The sequence below is a fragment of the Carboxylicivirga sp. genome, from assembly GCF_982718395.1.
In genome coordinates, this window is record NZ_CEXQWX010000001.1 from 64,033 (window position 1) to 82,676 (window position 18,644).

Sequence of the window (18,644 nt, forward strand, 5' to 3'; positions counted from 1 at the left end):
CTGACATCAAAGTTATTGTCAGAAAAATTGAAAATATGAGCATGCAAAAAATAAAAGTGGGAATCACCCATGGAGATATTAATGGTATTGGATATGAAGTTATCTTTAAAACCCTTTCTGATGCCCGCATTTTTGAATCATTTATTCCAGTAATCTATGGTTCATCAAAGGTTGCAGCGTATCACCGTAAAGCACTTAATATTCCTAATTTTAGCTTAAACAGTATTAATAGTGTCGATGACGCGCATCATAAGCGTGTTAACATCATCAATTGCCTGGATGATAATATTCGGGTTGAATTAGGCAAGTCAACCTCTATTGGGGGAGAATCTGCTTTCAAGGCTTTGGAACGTGCTGTTAAAGATCTTAAGGAAAGAAAAATTGATGTTTTAGTAACCGCTCCCATCAACAAGGAAAACATTCAATCGGATGCTTTTAACTTTCCCGGACATACAGAGTATCTGCACCAGGCAGCCGGAGAGGGAGAAGCATTGATGTTAATGGTTTCAGAGCATATGAAAGTGGGTGTTGTTGCCGGTCATGTACCAATTAAAGATGTAGCTGGTAAAATTACCGAAGAAAGCATACTATCAAAGCTTCGTACTTTAAACACTGCTTTACAACAGGATTTTTCGATTCGAAAACCAAGGATTGCTGTTTTAGGACTAAATCCACATGCAGGTGATGGAGGTGTATTAGGCAGCGAGGAGCAGGAAGTAATTATCCCGGCATTGAATAAAGCAAAAGAAGAAGGTATTATGGCCTTGGGACCATATCCGGCTGACGGGTTGTTTGGCAGCGATCAATTCAGAAACTTTGATGGAATACTTGCCATGTATCACGATCAGGGTCTCGCGCCTTTTAAAGCTTTAACTTTCTCTAAAGGTGTGAACTACACAGCTGGGTTACCATTTATACGTACATCACCTGATCATGGTACTGCCTTTGAAATTGCAGGGCAGGATAAGGCCAATGCCGATTCATTTAAGCAAGCTGTTTATTTAGCAGTAGATGTTTGTCGAAATCGTCAGGTGAATATTGAGTTAGCTAAAAATCCATTGAAATCGTATGATGTCAATGAACTGGAGCAAAAAGAATAATTTGATTCAAACAGATTTAGTTGAAAGTATACAGCCCTTCATCACTGAGGGGCTTTTTTTATGCAACTTTAATTCATAAAGGCTATGAGTGACCATGGCTTTTCCCATATTTTGCTGATGCCTGTCACATTCAAATAGTTAAAAAGTTATAAAAGAGCTCTAATAGCTTTTTTGTAAAGGACAGTGATACAATTAGGTATGTGATGTCATTACATTTGTTTACTTAGCTGAACATTTGTCCATTGTGCGGGCAACCTGTAAAATTTACTTTCGGCGCCATTGATAACACACAGCTAACAATTGCGACTTTAATCCTAAGTTGTATGGTGCCGGAAAGAGTAATTGCCCAAAAAATCAAAGGTGGAGATCTTGATATATTTCAAGGTTTTTACAAAACGAATTATAAGCGTTTGTTTAATTATGCATCTCTATTTATCAATCAATCAGATGAGGCTGAAGATATTGTTCAGGATGCTTTTATAAACTTATGGAATAACCGTAGTTCAATTAATCTTGAACAATCAATAGGAGGACTTCTATATCGAGCTATTAGAAATCAGTGTCTTAACAAAATAAAGCACGATAAGGTAAAAGAGAAGTTCATTGAGTTTGCAAAACATTACGAATCGATTGATCTTGTGTATCGACAGGATTTTGATTTAGAAGAAACTGATTCTGACTCATTTTATGTGTTCTCACAAATAGCAAAAGCCATTGATGAACTACCTCAAAAACGCAAAGAGGTATATAAATTATCAAAAATAGAAGGACAATCGCACAGCGAAATAGCTCAACAATTAGATATTTCTACAAAAGGAGTTGAGCGACACATTACTCTGGCAAATAAAACCTTACGAGCTAAATTGAAGCATCTGAAAACCGCCATTTTCATCCTGACGATTTTGCCTTAATTCAATAGGTGTAAAAAAAGATGATAAAAAAGTGTGGGGGGATTAAAAGTTGATTGTAGTAGAGGTGTAAGGCATGAAGATGAAAGAAACAAATCAACATATTAAAGTACTTATCGCGCGTTATGTGTCAGGAATGGCTTCAGTCAATGAAATTGCTGAACTTGGTGATTGGTTAAAGGCAAATAATGCTAATAAATCTTTATTTAAGAAGTTAAAGTCTGAGCTTGAAACGAAGGATGAAATGCAAGCTGAAGATGAATGGGTCAGATTTGCCAATAAATTTGAATTAGAGAAGAAGGTAACCAACAAGTCCCGCAGACTAATCGGATTTGTATCTATAGCAGCTTCAATTTCAATTGTTCTTGTTGTGGCATCGCAATTGTTTAATTCTTCAGATACCGATTATTTGTCAATGCTAAACACCAATGAGCTTAAAGGTACTAATACAGTATTGCGCCTTGCTGATGGACAGCAAATCACCTTAAATGAAAACCATTCTAGTATAGAAGCTGATAAAGATGGGAAACAATTTGTTGTCGAAAAAAATCAAATTGTAGAAAACAAAATAGAGGATAAGGAGCAACATAAACTTAATCAAATTCAGGTGCCTTATGGCAAAACAGCGCAATTGGCGCTTGCTGATGGTACAAAAGTTTGGTTAAATGCAGGAAGTCAGTTGGTGTTTCCAAATCATTTTAACGGTACTGATAGCAGAGACGTGATGTTGCTTGGTGAAGGCTTTTTTGATGTAACCCACAATGAAGGACAACCTTTTCGGGTATTAACAAATGAATTAACTTACACAGTTTTAGGGACATCTTTTAATATACGCTCTTATGCAGGCAGTGCAGTGAATTCGGCTGTGTTGGTTGAAGGGTCTTTGCAAGTTGAGGAAAACGCAGTATTTAATAAGGAAAGGGTTATTCTTAAGCCAGGTGAAAAGAGTTTGTTTGTCAATAATAGTGGACAATTAGATGTGCAACATGTAAATACATCTATTTATACCTCTTGGAAAGAAGGTTTTTTAACCCTTGAAAAGAATAACCTTCGAACGTTAATTCATCAAATAGAACACTACTATAATTGTGATATAGCAATAAGCAACGAGCTATTGAAAATGCCTACCCAACTAAGTGGAAAACTAATGCTGGATACCAATGCAGAACAGGTTTATCAAGCCTTGTGTGATTTATCCGGATTGAGTTATAGTATTGAGAATAATCAAGTCAAGTTTTATAAAGAATAATAAAAGAAAAGGGTGCGCTCCGTCAAAAACACACCCTTTAAAACTTTTTTTAATCACTTAATTAAATTGCTAATTTATGAATTTCACTGGGAAATGGAAATCCTTCTTCTCGGGTAGAGCCAAAAAAATGGTTAAAGCAGGAACATTAGCCTGCCTAATCATGGTTTTAGGTTCGAATGATGCTTTCGCATCAAGCCGATTGAAAGAACAAAAGGTTAACCTTAATTTTAAGGATGTAACGCTTCAAGAGCTTCTAAGTGCTATTGAAGAGCAAAGTAACATGGTATTTGTTTACAATGAAGCTCAGGTTGATGTAAATCAATTAGTTTCTGTTAATGCTACCAATGAGAGTGTTGAAAACGTGTTGAATGAAGTGCTTGAAAACGCTGATTTCAAAGTATACGACAATCAGGTTGTCATTGTAGCAGATGAGGCAAAAATTATTACGAATATACAAGAGGTTAAAATTCAGATTACTGGTACCGTGGTTGACCAGTTTGGAATGGGAATACCGGGTGTAAATGTTTCGGTTAAAGGAACGACTACTGGTACTATTACCAATTTAGATGGTCAATTCTCATTTGAAGTACCTGCCAATGGTGTTGTCGTTTATTCATTCATCGGTTTTGCAACTCAAGAAATCGCAATTGCTCCCGGTGCATCATATGATGTAACAATGCAAGAGGATGTAATGAACGTTGATGAAGTTGTTGTGACAGCTCTTGGTATCAAGCGCGAAAAGAAAGCACTTGGTTATTCTGCTGTAGAAGTTGGTGAAGAGGCTTTCGAAAACATGAAAGATGCCAACCCAATGGGGGCACTGTCAGGTCGCATGGCAGGTGTTCAGATTAACACATCATCGCAGGGTGCAGGTGGTTCTTCATCAGTAATTATTCGTGGTGCTGCTGTCTTGTCAGGTTCAAATGAGCCACTTTATGTAGTAGATGGTGTACCTATCTCAAACACACAGTTTTCAAATGCAGATGACTCAAATAACGGTGGTATCGACTCTGGTAACGGGTTGTCAGGTATTGCTGCTGATGACATTGAAAATATTTCTGTATTAAAAGGTCCTGCTGCAACCGCTTTGTATGGTTCTCGTGCCATTAACGGAGTTGTTCTGGTTACCACTAAATCAGGTAAAGGCGATCAAGGAACAACAGTTGATTTTAACTCAAACATGACTTTTGATCGCGCTCGTATTTATTCTAGCTGGCAAGAGGTTTACGGACAGGGGATTAATGGTCAGGCACCACAAAGTATCGATGCCGGGCGCGACCAGACTTCTATGTGGGGTGCTAAGTATAGCGATGTTGCTAGTTACGTTAATTACCGTGGAGATCAGCACGACTATGTTTTCCATGATAATGAGCGTGATTTCTTCGATACAGGTATGACATGGACTAACTCAGTAGCCGTGAATCACAATACTGAACGTGCAAATTTACGTCTGTCGTACTCTAACACAACTAATGATGGTTTAGTTCCGGGAACATCATATGACCGTAACACATTTAATGTGTCTGGTGGAACTAAAGCATTTAATGATCGTTTAGAGGTGAATGCTAAAATTGCTTACACTGATGAAGATTCACAGAATGCAATGATGGGAGCAACACCTTTTAACCCAACCTCGCAGTTATTGGGTGTACCTAACAACGTGTCTTTAGATCATTTAAAAGATTATAAGGATCCGGTTACAGGAATGCCTGTTGGTTTAGGAGTTAACGGTAACAGCAATATTTACTGGACAACAAACGAAATCAAGCATAATTACCGCAAGAAGCGTGTAATGTCATTGGTGAATGCTAAACTGCACATTACTGATCACTTAAATGCTCAAGTAAGAGCCGGTGGGGATATGACTTTCTTTGCCAATGAGTCAATCTATCCAATTGGTACGCCATATTATGAAGGTGGTCGTGCTAATATGATGAAAGCAGACGAGGTAGAATCAAACTACGATTTTATCTTAAACTACGACCGTAACTTCACTGATAAGTTTGGTTTAACTGTTAATGCGGGTGCTTCTCGTATGGATCGAGAGTACGAAAGCTTAGCCATTTTCTCCGATAGTTTCTCAGATCCAGGTTTACAACGCCCAGGTTTCGGTTCAAACAATACACAGCAGATTGGGTATAGCCGCAAGCGCATCAACTCAGTATACAGTACAGCTCAATTGCGTTATGCCAGCATGTTGTATGTTGATTTATCGGCTCGTAATGACTGGTCTTCAACCTTACCATCAGATAACAACTCATATTTTTACCCATCAGTAAGTACTTCATTTATTGTATCTGAAGTAGTTGACTTACCACAATGGATGACGTTTGCTAAAGTGAGAGCTTCGGTTGCGCAGGTTGGTTCTGATACGGACCCCTACCAACTGGCTCTTCAGTATAAATTAGATGATAATGCTCATCCTGGTTGGGGTGGTAATGTTGTTGTTGGAGGTATTGATGGCGATGTTGTGCCTAATGCGGCTTTAAAACCATCAATCATGACTTCATATGAAGTAGGTGCTGATTTGAAATTCATTAATAATCGTCTAGGTTTAGATGTTACTTATTATAACTCTACTGCCGAGGATCAGATTATGCCAATTGATATTTCAAATACATCAGGCTATAACAGAGCAATTGTTAACTCAGGTTCGATTCAGAACAAAGGATGGGAAGTGGTATTATATGCTACACCTTATCGCAGTGCAGACTTCTCATGGAACACATCGGTTAACTTTTCATACAACATTAATGAGGTTAAAGAATTGGCCGACGGTGTAACTCAGTTAAACCTAATGAGTGGTGCTGGTGTAAACGTTATTGCTGCAGTGGGAGAAGAGTATGGAACCATAATGGGAAGAACCATGGTGCGTGATGATGAAGGTAAAATTGTGTTGAGCGATAATGGTTTACCACAGGCTACAAATGAATATTCTGCATTAGGATGTGCTTATCATCCGGTCATGTTAGGCTGGAGCAATACATTCAATTACAAAAGCTTCACATTAAACTTATTGTTGGATTCTAAGTTTGGTGGAGAGGTTTATTCAGCAACCGAAGCATCGGCTTATTCATTAGGTAAGCATGAAGCTACTTTAGGAAGAGCTGATTATGTAGCTGGTCAGGAGTGGTTTCCGGTTGAATTAGAAGGTCAGGGTACAACTGCACGTCCTGAAGATTATTATGGAGCTTTGGCTAGTATTGATGAAATGTTTGTTTACGACGCTTCATTTGTATCTCTTCGCGAATTAAGCATAGCTTACCGCTTACCAGGTAATCTGTTTAAAGATTCAAAATATTTTAAGAGCGCTAGTGTTGGCCTATTCGGTAAGAACTTAGGTTACTTATACCGTTCTACAGACAATATCGACCCTCAGTCCACTTTCTCAATTAGTAACGGAGGACAAGGTATTGAGTATGGTAACATGGCCTTACCGGCTAGCTTTGGTTTCAACTTAAATCTGAAATTTTAATAAGCATGAAAAAGCTAAATATATTATTATTCATTGCAGGTATCTTGATGACAACAGCCTGTACTGATGAATTCGATTCAATTAATGACAACCCAAACAGGGTTGAGGAGTTAGAGCCTGGTTTCCAATTTGGTAAAATACAATTGATGTATGCAGGTAACGGACACGAAGAGTGGCGGGGTAACTTAATTATGACAGGTCCATTGTCAGGCATCACGCAGTGTGGATACCGTACCGGTCAGGCTTTTGGTTTGTCAGATGGGTTCTCTGAAGCTAAATGGTCGGCTGTTTACACCAACGTGATAAAAGATGGTTTTGACATGCTTCGTACCTTAGAAGGAGAGAATGCAGATGGTGTGAATGCTGTTAAAATTGCTCAAACCAACATTATGTTACAATTAGGATTTCAGCGTTTAACTGATATTTATGGTGATATTCCTTATTCTGAAGCTGGTTTAGGCTACAATGAGTTACTTTTCTATCCAAAATACGACAGTCAGGAAGATGTTTATAAAAGCATGGTAGTTAAATTACAAGAGGCTAGAAATACCTTGATTTCAGATGATGGTGAAGTATTTGGAGACCGTTATGACATCATGTTTGGTCATCTAGATGCAGACGGACAAAAAGAGGCATGGGCACGTTTAGCAAACTCTGTATTATTACGTATTGGTATGCGCGCTTCATCAGCTGATGAAGCTTGGGCAAAGACAGTTGTTGAAGAAGCAGCTGCTCATAGTGCTGGTTTTATCACTGACTATTCAAATGCTAACTCTGCAATGGTCAATCACTCAACTGTTGGCGGACCTTGGGGTATCCATGAGAATGGTTCAGGTTCAGCGATTAACGGTCAGGTTGGTGGATTTGCTTACGCTTTTGTAGGTGAAGAGTATTTACGTTTGGCTCAACAGAACGAAGATCCTCGTTTATTCTATACAGCATGTCAGGTTATTAACCAGGATGGTTTTAAAGCATGGACAGGTCAAACACACTTTAACCCATTCGAAGAAGCCGCTCGTCCTGGAGAAGCCTGGAAACCTGTTGTTTTCAACCCTGAAAAAGGTGGAGGTGATGAGTCTTTCTCTGTTCGCGGGTTAATGAAAGTTGAAGGAGTTAATGTGTTTACCGATTGGTTTGTAACAGGAGGTAACCTTGGTAACGAAGTAGAAGTGAAGGATGGTGATAATGTACTTTATTCCTACACATATGATGCAGAATATGCGCAATACCGCACATTATGTGCTGTAAATCCTGAAACAGTAGGTTCGCGCACTGCCCCAACCATTGTTTTCGGTGCTGATGAGTCATACTTTATTTTAGCTGAGGCAGCTGCAAAAGGATGGTCTGTACCAGGAGATGCAGCCAGCAATCTTACAAAAGCTGTTGAGTTGAGTATTGCTAAATATCCAGCTTTATACGACAATAACTCACCTTCTATATACATCAAGAAGTATGAAGAAACAACAGGAGATACACGTACATATGAAGATATGGCAGCTGACTACATTGCTAATTTAAGTGCTGCTACTGAAGAAACCATTCAGTTAGAGCGTTGGAAGTCATTGTTCTTAAATGGTTACGAAGCTTTTGCTTTATGGAACAGAACAGAATTAGCTGTTACACCTACTGGTATTTCATATGACACAAACATTGAATTGCCTGAGTATAAGTGGAATGACATTAAAGATGCTATGCCAGGTGTTGAACAAACACCAGATGCATTCTTTTCAACACCATACCATAATGGTGGTGTAACAGGTGGAGTTCGTCCTCGTCGTTTAGATTATCCTGACCGCGAGCGTATGAACAACACGACTAACATTAATGAAGCAATGGAACGTCAAAAAGCATATGGTAATGCTGGTGATAACTTCATCTCAACTAAAATGTGGATAAGCAAGTAATTGCCAACCATTATATCAAAATAAAAAAGGAGCTTTCGGGCTCCTTTTTTATTTACTTAGAATGAGTGCGTGAAAATTGAAAGTAAGATTCCATGTTGTACGGCATTAATCTCATTTTATTCATATAAATCCTAAAAAACATCAACTTATAAATTGTAATTAGATGCTCTGAAAAGCATCGTCTTTCAATTAGAAGTGGCAAATGAAATATTAAGATTTTGAAAAGAGGGGGTGCTGAGCTAATAAACTATTTTATTGGCTCAATCACCCTGAATTTTAAGATGACGGATGACATATTTCGAGATTGAAAAAAGGTCAAAATTTGTAAGACAAAACTAAAAACAATCTGTTATGTCAACACGAATAGAAAGTGATTTGATTGGAAAATTACAAGTTCCGATCAATGCCTACTATGGGGTTCAAACACAACGTGCAGTTGAAAATTTTAATATATCCACAGCTCAATTAAGTCATTATCGCCATTTTATTTGGGCGCTTGGAGTAGTTAAAATGGCTGCGATTAAAGCAAATTATGACATGGGGTTAGTTGATACACAAATTAAGAATGCTGTTGTGCAGGCCTGTAAAGAGGTGATAGAAGGAAAATTTGATATGGAGTTTCCAATTGACATGATCCAGGGCGGGGCAGGAACGAGCACCAATATGAATGCCAATGAAGTGATAGCTAACCGAGCTTTGGAACTAATGGGGCATGAAAAAGGTCAATACGAGTTTTGCTCACCAAATGATATTGTCAATCTGTCCCAATCAACAAACGATGCTTATCCTACAGCTATTAAGTTGTCACTGATTCGAATGAATTATATACTAATTGAGCATCTGCAGCAATTGGTTGACTCATTTAAGAAAAAGGGCAATGAGTTCGCGGATATAATAAAGATGGGGCGCACCCAATTGCAGGATGCTGTGCCAATGACATTGGGGCAGGAATTTTGTGCTTATGCTATCACATTATCCGAAGAGATAGAACGCTTAACACAAAACGCAAACCTATTTCGCGAAGTGAATATGGGCGCTACTGCCATTGGAACAGGTATTAATTCGGTAGATGGTTATTCAGATGCCTGTGTGAAGCACCTTTGTGAAATAACCGGTTATCCTATTGTATTGGCAACTGATTTGGTCGAAGCAACGCCTGATACCGGATCATACGTTATTTATTCATCAGCCCTCAAACGAATGGCAGTTAAGATTTCAAAGATTTGTAATGATTTACGTTTGCTGGCTTCAGGTCCTCGTGCCGGTTTAAATGAGATTAATCTGCCACCAATGCAACCTGGCTCATCCATTATGCCAGGTAAGGTCAATCCGGTGATTCCAGAGGTAATGAACCAAATTTGTTTTAAAGTAATTGGCAATGACCTGACTGTCACTTTTGCTGCCGAAGCAGGACAACTTCAATTGAATGTGATGGAGCCGGTATTGGCACACAGTATATTAGAGTCGATACAGTTCCTAATGCGTGGGGTGGATACTTTGCGAACTAAATGTATTGATGGCATTACAGCCAATGAAGATGTCTGCGAAAATATGGTGTTGAAAAGTATTGGTATTGTTACAGCTTTAAATCCACACATCGGTTATAAAAATAGTACCCGAATTGCCAAAGAAGCTCTTAAAACTGGCAAAGGTGTTTATGAAATCGTGTTGGAAGAAGGTATTCTTTCTAAAGAGGAATTAGAAGAAATTTTAAAGCCCGAGAATATGATTGGACCAGCCAAACGCACATGTGAGTGATAATTTGATTAGTTAAGTATAAAAGCTTTAAAGGATCGTATCTTTATTTGCATTATGGATATAAGATACGATCCCTAATAAAAATAAAAGCCCGCCAAACAAAGTTTGACGAGCCCGAGTTATTTCCACTTCCCAACAAGGGAATTCTTATACTAGTCTAATTTAAGAACGGCCAGGAAGGCTTTTTGCGGAACTTCCACATTACCAACCTGTTTCATACGCTTCTTACCTTTCTTCTGTTTCTCTAATAATTTACGTTTACGAGAAATATCGCCACCATAACATTTAGCCGTCACATCTTTTCGTACAGCCTTCACTGTTTCACGTGCAATTACTTTAGCTCCTACAGCCGCCTGAATCGCAATATCAAACTGTTGTCTTGGGATTAGCTCCTTCAGTTTTTCACACATGCGACGTCCAAATACCTGTGCATTATCAAAGTGTATCAGCGATGATAATGCATCCACACTTTCACCATTCAACAGAATATCTAAACGAACCAGTTTGGCAGCTCTGAATTCAATTGGGTGATAGTCAAACGAAGCATAGCCTTTTGAAATACTCTTTAGTTTATCGTAGAAATCGAATACAATCTCAGCTAATGGTAATTCAAACTCCAAATCAACACGATCGGCAGTCAGGTAATGTTGTTTCATAAGTGTACCACGCTTACCTAAGCAAAGGGTCATAATCTGACCAATGTACTCTGATTTAGTTATTACTGAAGCACGAATATATGGTTCTTCAACTTTATCAAGTATGGTTGGCTCAGGTAATTCTGATGGTGTATGAACGTCAATAGTTTCTCCTTTCTTGGTGTGCGCTACGTAAGGTACGTTTGGTACAGTAGTAATTACAGCCATGTCAAACTCTCGATCCAATCGCTCCTGGATGATCTCCATATGCAACAATCCCAGGAATCCACATCGGAAACCAAAACCTAATGCAGCTGAAGACTCAGGTTCATAAGTTAGCGAAGCATCATTTAGCTGTAATTTTTCCATTGCAGCGCGTAAGTCTTCATAGTCTTCTGCATCAATAGGGTAAACGCCTGCAAATACCATTGGTTTTACTTCTTCAAATCCTCCAATGGCTTCTTTACATCCACCTTTTACATGGGTAATGGTATCACCAACTTTAACTTCCTTGCTGGTTTTAATACCAGAAATAATATAACCTACATCGCCAGTTTTTAGTTCTTTACGTGGCTCCATATCCAATCGGAGAACACCCACTTCATCAGCATAGTATTCCTTTTCGGTATTGAAGAACTTAACGTGATCGCCTTTCTTAATGGAGCCGTTGACAACCTTAAAGTAAGCGATGATTCCCCGGAATGAATTAAAAACAGAGTCGAAAATTAAGCATTGTAATGGTGCATCCTTATCACCTTCAGGAGCAGGAACACGGTCAATTAATGCTGCAAGTATATTATCTACACCTTCTCCTGTTTTGCCACTGGCGCGGATAATCTCCTCTCGGTCGCAACCAATCAAATCAATAATTTGATCTTCTACCTCCTCAGGCATTGCGTTAGGCAAATCCATCTTATTTAGTACCGGTATAATGGTCAAATCATTTTCGATGGCCTGATACAAATTAGAGATGGTTTGTGCCTGAATACCTTGAGTAGCATCAACAATTAGCAAAGCTCCTTCGCAGGCTGCAATCGACCGAGATACTTCGTAAGAGAAATCCACGTGTCCTGGTGTGTCAATCAGGTTCAAAACATATTTTTCACCTTCAAACTCATAATCCATCTGGATGGCGTGACTCTTTATGGTAATACCACGTTCGCGTTCCAAATCCATATCATCAAGTACCTGGGCCTGGGCATCCTTACCGGTTACAGTTCCTGTATGTCCCAATAGTCGGTCAGCCAAGGTACTCTTCCCATGGTCGATATGAGCAATAATGCAAAAATTACGTATATTCTTCATCTACAATTACTTTCAATCAATTAGCTTGTTAATCTATTAACAAGGATTGCAAAGATACTTAATTAATTAAAAACTGACTATAGCCTAAGTAAATATAGCTTTACCACTATGCAGTGAGAGGTTCTAAGCAAAAGTAATAAGACAAAAAAAGGGAAGCAAAATGCTTCCCTTTCTATATTTAGACAACAATAAAATTATCTGTCTTGCATTAACTCAGCAGCTGAGTAATTCAACTTCAAGGCTGCTGCTTTACGCAATGCTTGCTTGATGTCAGTAATGATACCCATTGGGCACTCTTTATCAGCTTTAATCGAAACAATCATTTTTGACTGGTTTGCTTCACTCATGTTATCACGCGATTGCGCAATGTAACTCTGAATGTCGGCAACAGTTGAGAACTGATCGTTTAACTGAATGCGAGGCTCACTACCGTATAAAGACTGATACTTTTTAGCAGGTATACCTACATAAATAAAAGTAACCAATTCTTTTTTCTCAAGCTTCACTAGTTCGGTTGCTTGCGCAGGCTTAACAATTACGTTTAAGTCTACCTCTTTCATGGTTGTTGATACCATAAAGAAGAAAAGCAACATAAATACGATATCTGGTAACGAGGCCGTGTTAATAGCTTGCTGGCCACCGCTCTTCTTTTTTCTGAACTTTGCCATACTATTTTCCTCCTATGTTTTTAGGTTCTGCCTCTGATATCTTCCTCGGATAAATAGTTCGAACAGCTTTCTGCTCTTCTTTTTCTAATTCCCCGTAAAGTTTACCAAATTTCTTTTTCGACAAATCATCTCTCAGTTCATTAATCGCTCTTTGAAGCTCATTCTGAACCATTAGATAAGTTTGATATTCTGTATCACGGTCGTTTTGCAGAGATATTATACCCTTTCCAATTTCAACAGTTCCAAAGAATTCAACTTCTTTCGTGTTTTTCTCCGGTAGATTTTCATCATCCAGTGGATTCACAATGAATTCTTTAGCTGCTTCTGTCAAGTCCCTTATCTCCATTGGTTTACCTTCAACCAATAATTGATTCTGGCTGTTAATTAGCACCGTGAAAACGTTACGCTCCTTTACAGGAGGTGTGTCTTCTGGTTCTTCTTCAACCGGTGGAGGAAGAAGAGTTGCTATACCAGTATCGGTATCCATGGTTGTGGTTACCAGGAAGAAGATAAGTAACAAGAAAGCAATATCTGCCATTGACCCTGCATTAACTTCTTGTACTTCTCTTTTTGCCATAGACAATTAATTTTAAGATCCTAAAAGGATCGGGCCATTATTTAAACAGACGTGATAACTCTGTGTATAGAATAGCTGAAATTACTATTCCGAATAATAAGTAGGTTCCATAAAGCATTGTACCAGCCATGGTCAACATGCTAGGAACATTATCAGCACCTTGATAACCTATTAGTTGAAGCGGCGTGTCATCTGACAAGCTATATGCCACTAAAACGATTACCCCCAAAATTGCTATTGAGATCAAAGAACGAATAGCATTTTTAGGATTCATCACTAAGTGGAACACTTCAAATAATAGTGAAATACCTGCTGTAATGTAAATTAATAATTTACCCCAGTTCAAGAATGACTCTGTATAAACTGGTGTTTTGTAGGTCTCACCTGGTATTTCACCACCGAAATAGAACATTCCGGCAAATACCGCTGTGATCGCTAACAACAGGTATAATACAATATTTAAAATTTTTGAAAGCTTAGTCATAATGACAATTATTTTTTCATGTTATATTTTACCAAAATATCTAGTAGAGAGATTGAAGCATCTTCCATTGTATTTACAATACCATCGATTTTAGATACGATGTAGTTGTAGAATACCTGAAGGATGATAGCTACGATCAAACCAGATACAGTGGTAATCAACGCCACCTTAATACCACCTGCTACAGCTGTTGCAGAAATAGTACCCATTGCCTGAATGTTATCGAAAGCTTCGATCATACCGATTACAGTACCCATGAAACCAAGCATAGGAGCAAGCGAGATAAACAATGAAATCCAGGTTAAACCTTTTTCTAAAAGACCCATTTGAACTGAACCGTAAGAAATAACTGATTTCTCAACTACTTCAATACCTTCATCGAAACGGTCAAGACCCTGGTAGAAAATAGAAGCAACAGGACCTCTTGTGTTACGACACACTTCTTTAGCTGCTTCAACACCGCCGTCATTCAACGCATTCTCGATGTTTTGTAACAACTTCTTAGTGTTTGTAGAAGCAAGATTCAAGTAAATGATTCTTTCAATACAGATTGCTAAACCAAAAATCAAGGCTAAAAGTACAAAGCTCATAAACATTGCACCACCTTCGATGAATTTTGCTTTAATCTGCTTGTGAATTCCCTTTGGCGCTTCGGCACCTGCTTCTTCAACGGCCATAGTTCCTTCACTAGGTGATTCTGTCACCTGTTCTGTAGCTTCGCCAGCTACATTTTCGTCGTTCTGAGCATAAACGGCATTGGCACCAGTGCTCAGCATTCCAATTACTGCTAAAAACGCAAATAGCTTTTTCATAGTCTGCTAAAAATTTTGATTTGTATTAGTATTGTTAATACTCAAAATAGTTTAATGTTGTCCCCTTTCTTTCCTTAATGAAAGTTTCAAAAAAGGTTCAAACCCTTTAATTTTTCAGGGTTGCAAATTACAAAAAAAAAGTCAATTACAAACTTTGAACTGTTAATTTTCGTTATTGGCAACACATTGTATAACTCTGGTCAATAAATCAATGACACCTGTCATGAATTTATTAAATCTATTCGGCTTAAGTTTCTAAAATAGAATTAAAAAGAAGAATAGATGAAATATAACTTTATCAACACGACGGGCATCTATTTAAATGTGAATCTCACCCTGTAGCGATTTGTTCAAACTTGCTTTTACCTCATCAACGGAAGAACAGTTAGCTAGCAGATACATGAGTTTGGTTACAGCAGCTTCGGTTGTCATGTCGTAGCCACTGACAACACCCAGCTCCAGAAGGTGAACACCGGTTTCGTAACGCCACATTTCAACACTACCTGCTAAACATTGTGTCACATTCAGGATAATTAAATCACGATCCAATGCCTCTTTAATAGCATCCAAAAACCATTGCTTGGTAGGCGCATTACCTGATCCATAGGTTTCCAAAACCACTGCTTTGATATTCGGAGCATTAAGGACGGCTTTCACCACATCTTTATTAATGCCGGGAAATATTCTAAGTAAGGCTACATTGGTGTCCATTTTTTTAGCCACCCGAAATGTTCCATTCAAAGTGGTATAACGTATATAGGGATAGTTGTACTTCAGGTGGATTCCAGCCTCGGCTAACGGAGGATAGTTATCAGAGCGGAAGGCATGGAAATGCTCTGCATTATATTTTGTGGTTCGGTTGCCTCTAAATAGTTTATCTTTAAAATAGATGCAAACTTCTGGTACTAATGCCTGCCTGTTTTTTTGTGCAGCAGCAATTTCCAGGGCAGTAATCAGATTTTCTTTTCCATCTGTGCGAATTGTACCCAGTGGCAACTGACTTCCTGTTAGTACAACGGGTTTTTTCAGATTTTGAAGCATGAAGCTCAATGCACTGGATGTATAAGCCATGGTATCAGTACCATGCAAAATCACAAAGCCATCATACATCGAATAGTTTTCCTCAATAAGGCTTACCAGCTTGATCCACACCTCAGGGTGCATGTCAGAAGAGTCGATGAGGGGTTCAAAAGAAATACTTTTAACCTGAAAGTCAAACTTACGCAACTCGGGTACTTGTTTGGAGATACTTTCAAAATCAAAAGGTACTAGTGAGTTGGTTTCAGGATCGATAACCATTCCAATTGTACCACCAGTATATATTATTAATATCTTTCTTTCTTCCATCTCATCTTGTTTTTAACTATAAGGCAAATAACTGTCTGGCATTAATAGTTGTTTGCTTTTTAATATCATCAATCGACACTTCGTGAACTTTTGCTATTGTTTCTGCTATTCGTTCGAGATAGGCAGGCTCATTTCTTCTTCCTCTTTTGGGAACAGGAGCTAAATAAGGCGCATCGGTTTCAAGAATCACCTTTTCCAGCGGCACTTCCTTAAGTGTTTCCCTCAGATCAGTATTTTTAAAAGTGACCACCCCATTAATTCCAAGCATAAACGTTTTATAGTCTAAAATTCGTTTGGCTTCATCCAACCCGCCGCTAAAACTATGGAAAACACCTGTCAGGTTCTCATCTATTAATTTGTCAACAACTTCGAACACTTCAGGGAAGGCATCTCTGCAATGAATAACAATTGGCAAGCCCAATTCTTTTGCCCAAATAATCTGCTGCTCAAAAGCCAGCATCTGCTCCCGGCGAAATGTTTTATCCCAATATAAATCAATTCCAATTTCACCAACTGCAATATAGGAACGTGCATCCAGATGTTTCTTTACCTCCCTCAGTGCATTCATATAATCCGCTTTAACAGAGGTTGGGTGAACGCCCATCATCGCATGACAAAATCCTTTATTGCTGGCTTCCAGCTGATGCATGTCTTCGATGGTTTCACCATCAACATTGGGCATAAGTATAGCTTCAAGTCCGGCATTTTTTGCCCGTTCGATCACGTCATCTCTGTCCTCGTTAAATTCCGGAAGGTATATGTGAGAATGTGTATCAATCACAATAAACAATTTTAGTGAGCAGCAAAAATACCAATGTTTATCAAGTTTTCAGCTTCAGGTCAAAGGATTTTCTTCTTTTGATAAAGTTACAAGAAGGCCGTCCCGGGGAGGAGACGGCCTGTATTTGTTGCATTCAGAAAAATTTAAACAACACCTTGAGCAATCATTGCGTCGGCCACTTTCACAAAACCGCCAATGTTAGCTCCTTTGATGTAATTTACTTTGCCATTCGGCTCTGTTCCATATTTTACACATGCATTATGGATGCTGGTCATAATCTGATCTAAGCGCTCATCCACTTCTTTTTCAATCCAGTTTAAGCGCATGCTGTTCTGAGTCATTTCCAAACCAGAAACTGCAACACCACCTGCATTTACTGCTTTACCTGGAGCAAACATGATTTTCTCAGTTGCCATAAAAGCAGCCTCAGCAGTACATCCCATGTTAGATGCTTCAGCAATTATGTGACATCCGTTGTCAATTAGTGTTTTGCAATCTTCTTCGTTCAACTCGTTCTGAATAGCACAAGGAACTGCAATGTCTGCTTTTTGTTCCCATGGCTTCTTACCAGCGAAGAATGTTGCTTCAGGGTATCTTTCTGCATAAGGTGCAACGATATCCTGGTTAGAAGCACGAAGCTCTAACATGTACTCAATCTTATCACCAGAGATACCTTCAGGATCATAAATATACCCATCAGGACCAGAGATGGTAACTACTTTAGCTCCGTACTCAACAGCTTTTAAAGCAGCACCCCATGCTACATTACCAAAGCCTGATAAAGAAACTGTTTTACCTTCCATGTTTTCTCCTTTTGTTGCTAACATTTCGCGTACGAAATAAATAGCCCCAAAACCTGTTGCTTCCGGACGAATTAACGAACCTCCGTACTCAGCACCTTTACCTGTTAGTACACCTGTAAATTCGTTACGAAGCTTTTTGTATTGACCGAATAAGTAACCGATTTCACGACCACCAACACCAATATCACCAGCAGGTACGTCAGTGTTAGGACCGATGTGACGGAATAATTCGCTCATGAAAGCCTGGCAGAAACGCATGATTTCATTATCAGACTTACCTTTAGGATTGAAATCAGAACCTCCTTTACCACCACCCATTGGAAGGGTAGTTAAGCTGTTTTTGAAAGTCTGCTCAAAACCTAAAAATTTAAGACCACTTAATGTTACACTTGGGTGGAAACGTAAACCTCCTTTATAGGGTCCGATAGCTGAGTTAAACTCAACACGGAAACCACGGTTAACCTGTACTTCACCACTGTCGTCAACCCATGGTACACGGAACATAATTACCCTTTCAGGCTCACACATACGTTCCAGTATCTTTGCTTTTTTATAATGTGGGTTTTCCTGATAGAAATCCCAAACTGTTTCTACTACTTCTTGCACTGCTTGCAAAAATTCGTCTTCGCCAGGGTTCTTAACCCTAACGCTATCCATGAATTCCTTCATCTTAGCGTCCATATTGAAAAGGTATTAAATGTTGGATCTTGTTAATTGTAAAATTATGGTTCCAAAAATAGATATTTTTAAATAACCGCATTATAATTTGTAAGGAAATTTGAATATTTTGAAAAAATACTCAAGTATCACGAATACAGTATTTTGCGATTTGATCAAA

The 18,644-nt window shown here is 38.6% G+C and carries 14 protein-coding genes; 6 read left to right on the forward strand and 8 right to left on the reverse strand.

All coding sequences use genetic code 11. The annotated features are described in order from the left end of the window. Window positions 1-41 precede the first annotated feature (41 nt). The 6 genes from pdxA to aspA all read left to right on the forward strand — a co-directional run bounded on the left by pdxA (window position 42) and on the right by aspA (window position 10,394). Window positions 42-1,100 carry a 4-hydroxythreonine-4-phosphate dehydrogenase PdxA gene (pdxA, locus tag AC4MRQ_RS00285; protein WP_491195624.1) on the forward strand — a complete coding sequence of 353 codons (1,059 nt, stop codon included), beginning with the start codon at window positions 42-44 and terminating at the stop codon, window positions 1,098-1,100. A gap of 323 nt (window positions 1,101-1,423) precedes the next feature. Beyond that, window positions 1,424-2,011 (forward strand): RNA polymerase sigma-70 factor, encoded by a 588-nt coding sequence (locus AC4MRQ_RS00290; RefSeq protein ID WP_491195625.1) that lies wholly within the window; start codon window positions 1,424-1,426, stop codon window positions 2,009-2,011. A 73-nt stretch (window positions 2,012-2,084) separates the two neighbouring features. Next, window positions 2,085-3,257 carry a FecR family protein gene (locus tag AC4MRQ_RS00295; protein ID WP_491195626.1) on the forward strand — a complete coding sequence of 391 codons (1,173 nt, stop codon included), beginning with the start codon at window positions 2,085-2,087 and terminating at the stop codon, window positions 3,255-3,257. A 76-nt stretch (window positions 3,258-3,333) separates the two neighbouring features. Beyond that, window positions 3,334-6,732, forward strand: a complete 3,399-nt coding sequence (locus AC4MRQ_RS00300; protein ID WP_491195627.1) for a SusC/RagA family TonB-linked outer membrane protein — start codon at window positions 3,334-3,336, stop codon at window positions 6,730-6,732. Window positions 6,733-6,737: 5 nt separating this feature from the next. Next, window positions 6,738-8,636: a SusD/RagB family nutrient-binding outer membrane lipoprotein gene (locus tag AC4MRQ_RS00305; RefSeq protein WP_491195628.1), complete on the forward strand. Its 1,899-nt coding sequence runs from the start codon at window positions 6,738-6,740 to the stop codon at window positions 8,634-8,636. 351 nt (window positions 8,637-8,987) lie between these two features. Then, a complete protein-coding gene (aspA, locus tag AC4MRQ_RS00310) occupies window positions 8,988-10,394 on the forward strand; it encodes an aspartate ammonia-lyase (protein ID WP_491195629.1) in 1,407 nt (468 codons plus the stop codon). Between the two features lie 152 nt (window positions 10,395-10,546). On the opposite strand, the gene lepA is transcribed toward aspA, so the two are convergent. The 8 genes from lepA to gdhA all read right to left on the reverse strand — a co-directional run bounded on the left by lepA (window position 10,547) and on the right by gdhA (window position 18,487). Beyond that, window positions 10,547-12,334 carry a translation elongation factor 4 gene (gene lepA / locus AC4MRQ_RS00315; protein WP_491195630.1) on the reverse strand — a complete coding sequence of 596 codons (1,788 nt, stop codon included), beginning with the start codon at window positions 12,332-12,334 and terminating at the stop codon, window positions 10,547-10,549. A gap of 194 nt (window positions 12,335-12,528) precedes the next feature. Beyond that, window positions 12,529-13,002, reverse strand: coding sequence for an ExbD/TolR family protein (locus AC4MRQ_RS00320; RefSeq protein WP_491195631.1), 474 nt, complete (start codon window positions 13,000-13,002; stop codon window positions 12,529-12,531). 1 nt (window position 13,003) lies between these two features. Next, window positions 13,004-13,579, reverse strand: coding sequence for an ExbD/TolR family protein (locus AC4MRQ_RS00325; protein ID WP_491195632.1), 576 nt, complete (start codon window positions 13,577-13,579; stop codon window positions 13,004-13,006). Window positions 13,580-13,616: 37 nt separating this feature from the next. Continuing rightward, window positions 13,617-14,063 (reverse strand): hypothetical protein, encoded by a 447-nt coding sequence (locus tag AC4MRQ_RS00330; RefSeq protein WP_491195633.1) that lies wholly within the window; start codon window positions 14,061-14,063, stop codon window positions 13,617-13,619. A gap of 8 nt (window positions 14,064-14,071) precedes the next feature. Beyond that, window positions 14,072-14,875 carry a MotA/TolQ/ExbB proton channel family protein gene (locus AC4MRQ_RS00335; RefSeq protein ID WP_491195634.1) on the reverse strand — a complete coding sequence of 268 codons (804 nt, stop codon included), beginning with the start codon at window positions 14,873-14,875 and terminating at the stop codon, window positions 14,072-14,074. Window positions 14,876-15,193: 318 nt separating this feature from the next. Next, on the reverse strand, window positions 15,194-16,222 hold the full coding sequence (locus tag AC4MRQ_RS00340) for an asparaginase (protein WP_491195635.1): 1,029 nt from the start codon (window positions 16,220-16,222) through the stop codon (window positions 15,194-15,196). 16 nt (window positions 16,223-16,238) lie between these two features. Beyond that, window positions 16,239-17,003: a TatD family hydrolase gene (locus AC4MRQ_RS00345; protein WP_491195636.1), complete on the reverse strand. Its 765-nt coding sequence runs from the start codon at window positions 17,001-17,003 to the stop codon at window positions 16,239-16,241. Window positions 17,004-17,146: 143 nt separating this feature from the next. Beyond that, on the reverse strand, window positions 17,147-18,487 hold the full coding sequence (gdhA, locus tag AC4MRQ_RS00350; protein WP_491195637.1) for an NADP-specific glutamate dehydrogenase: 1,341 nt from the start codon (window positions 18,485-18,487) through the stop codon (window positions 17,147-17,149). Between the last annotated feature and the right edge of the window lie 157 nt (window positions 18,488-18,644).

What these genes read in the sequence shown, in the direction of transcription:
- aspA (WP_491195629.1), top strand. Translation starts at nt 8,988, where the DNA reads ATGTCAACACGAATAGAAAGTGATTTGATTGGAAAATTACAAGTTCCG.
- AC4MRQ_RS00305 (WP_491195628.1), top strand. Translation starts at nt 6,738, where the DNA reads ATGAAAAAGCTAAATATATTATTATTCATTGCAGGTATCTTGATGACA.
- AC4MRQ_RS00320 (WP_491195631.1), bottom strand. Translation starts at nt 13,002, where the DNA reads ATGGCAAAGTTCAGAAAAAAGAAGAGCGGTGGCCAGCAAGCTATTAAC.
- AC4MRQ_RS00340 (WP_491195635.1), bottom strand. Translation starts at nt 16,222, where the DNA reads ATGGAAGAAAGAAAGATATTAATAATATATACTGGTGGTACAATTGGA.
- AC4MRQ_RS00295 (WP_491195626.1), top strand. Translation starts at nt 2,085, where the DNA reads ATGAAGATGAAAGAAACAAATCAACATATTAAAGTACTTATCGCGCGT.
- AC4MRQ_RS00325 (WP_491195632.1), bottom strand. Translation starts at nt 13,579, where the DNA reads ATGGCAAAAAGAGAAGTACAAGAAGTTAATGCAGGGTCAATGGCAGAT.
- lepA (WP_491195630.1), bottom strand. Translation starts at nt 12,334, where the DNA reads ATGAAGAATATACGTAATTTTTGCATTATTGCTCATATCGACCATGGG.
- AC4MRQ_RS00335 (WP_491195634.1), bottom strand. Translation starts at nt 14,875, where the DNA reads ATGAAAAAGCTATTTGCGTTTTTAGCAGTAATTGGAATGCTGAGCACT.
- pdxA (WP_491195624.1), top strand. Translation starts at nt 42, where the DNA reads ATGCAAAAAATAAAAGTGGGAATCACCCATGGAGATATTAATGGTATT.
- AC4MRQ_RS00330 (WP_491195633.1), bottom strand. Translation starts at nt 14,063, where the DNA reads ATGACTAAGCTTTCAAAAATTTTAAATATTGTATTATACCTGTTGTTA.
- gdhA (WP_491195637.1), bottom strand. Translation starts at nt 18,487, where the DNA reads ATGGACGCTAAGATGAAGGAATTCATGGATAGCGTTAGGGTTAAGAAC.
- AC4MRQ_RS00300 (WP_491195627.1), top strand. Translation starts at nt 3,334, where the DNA reads ATGAATTTCACTGGGAAATGGAAATCCTTCTTCTCGGGTAGAGCCAAA.
- AC4MRQ_RS00290 (WP_491195625.1), top strand. Translation starts at nt 1,424, where the DNA reads ATGGTGCCGGAAAGAGTAATTGCCCAAAAAATCAAAGGTGGAGATCTT.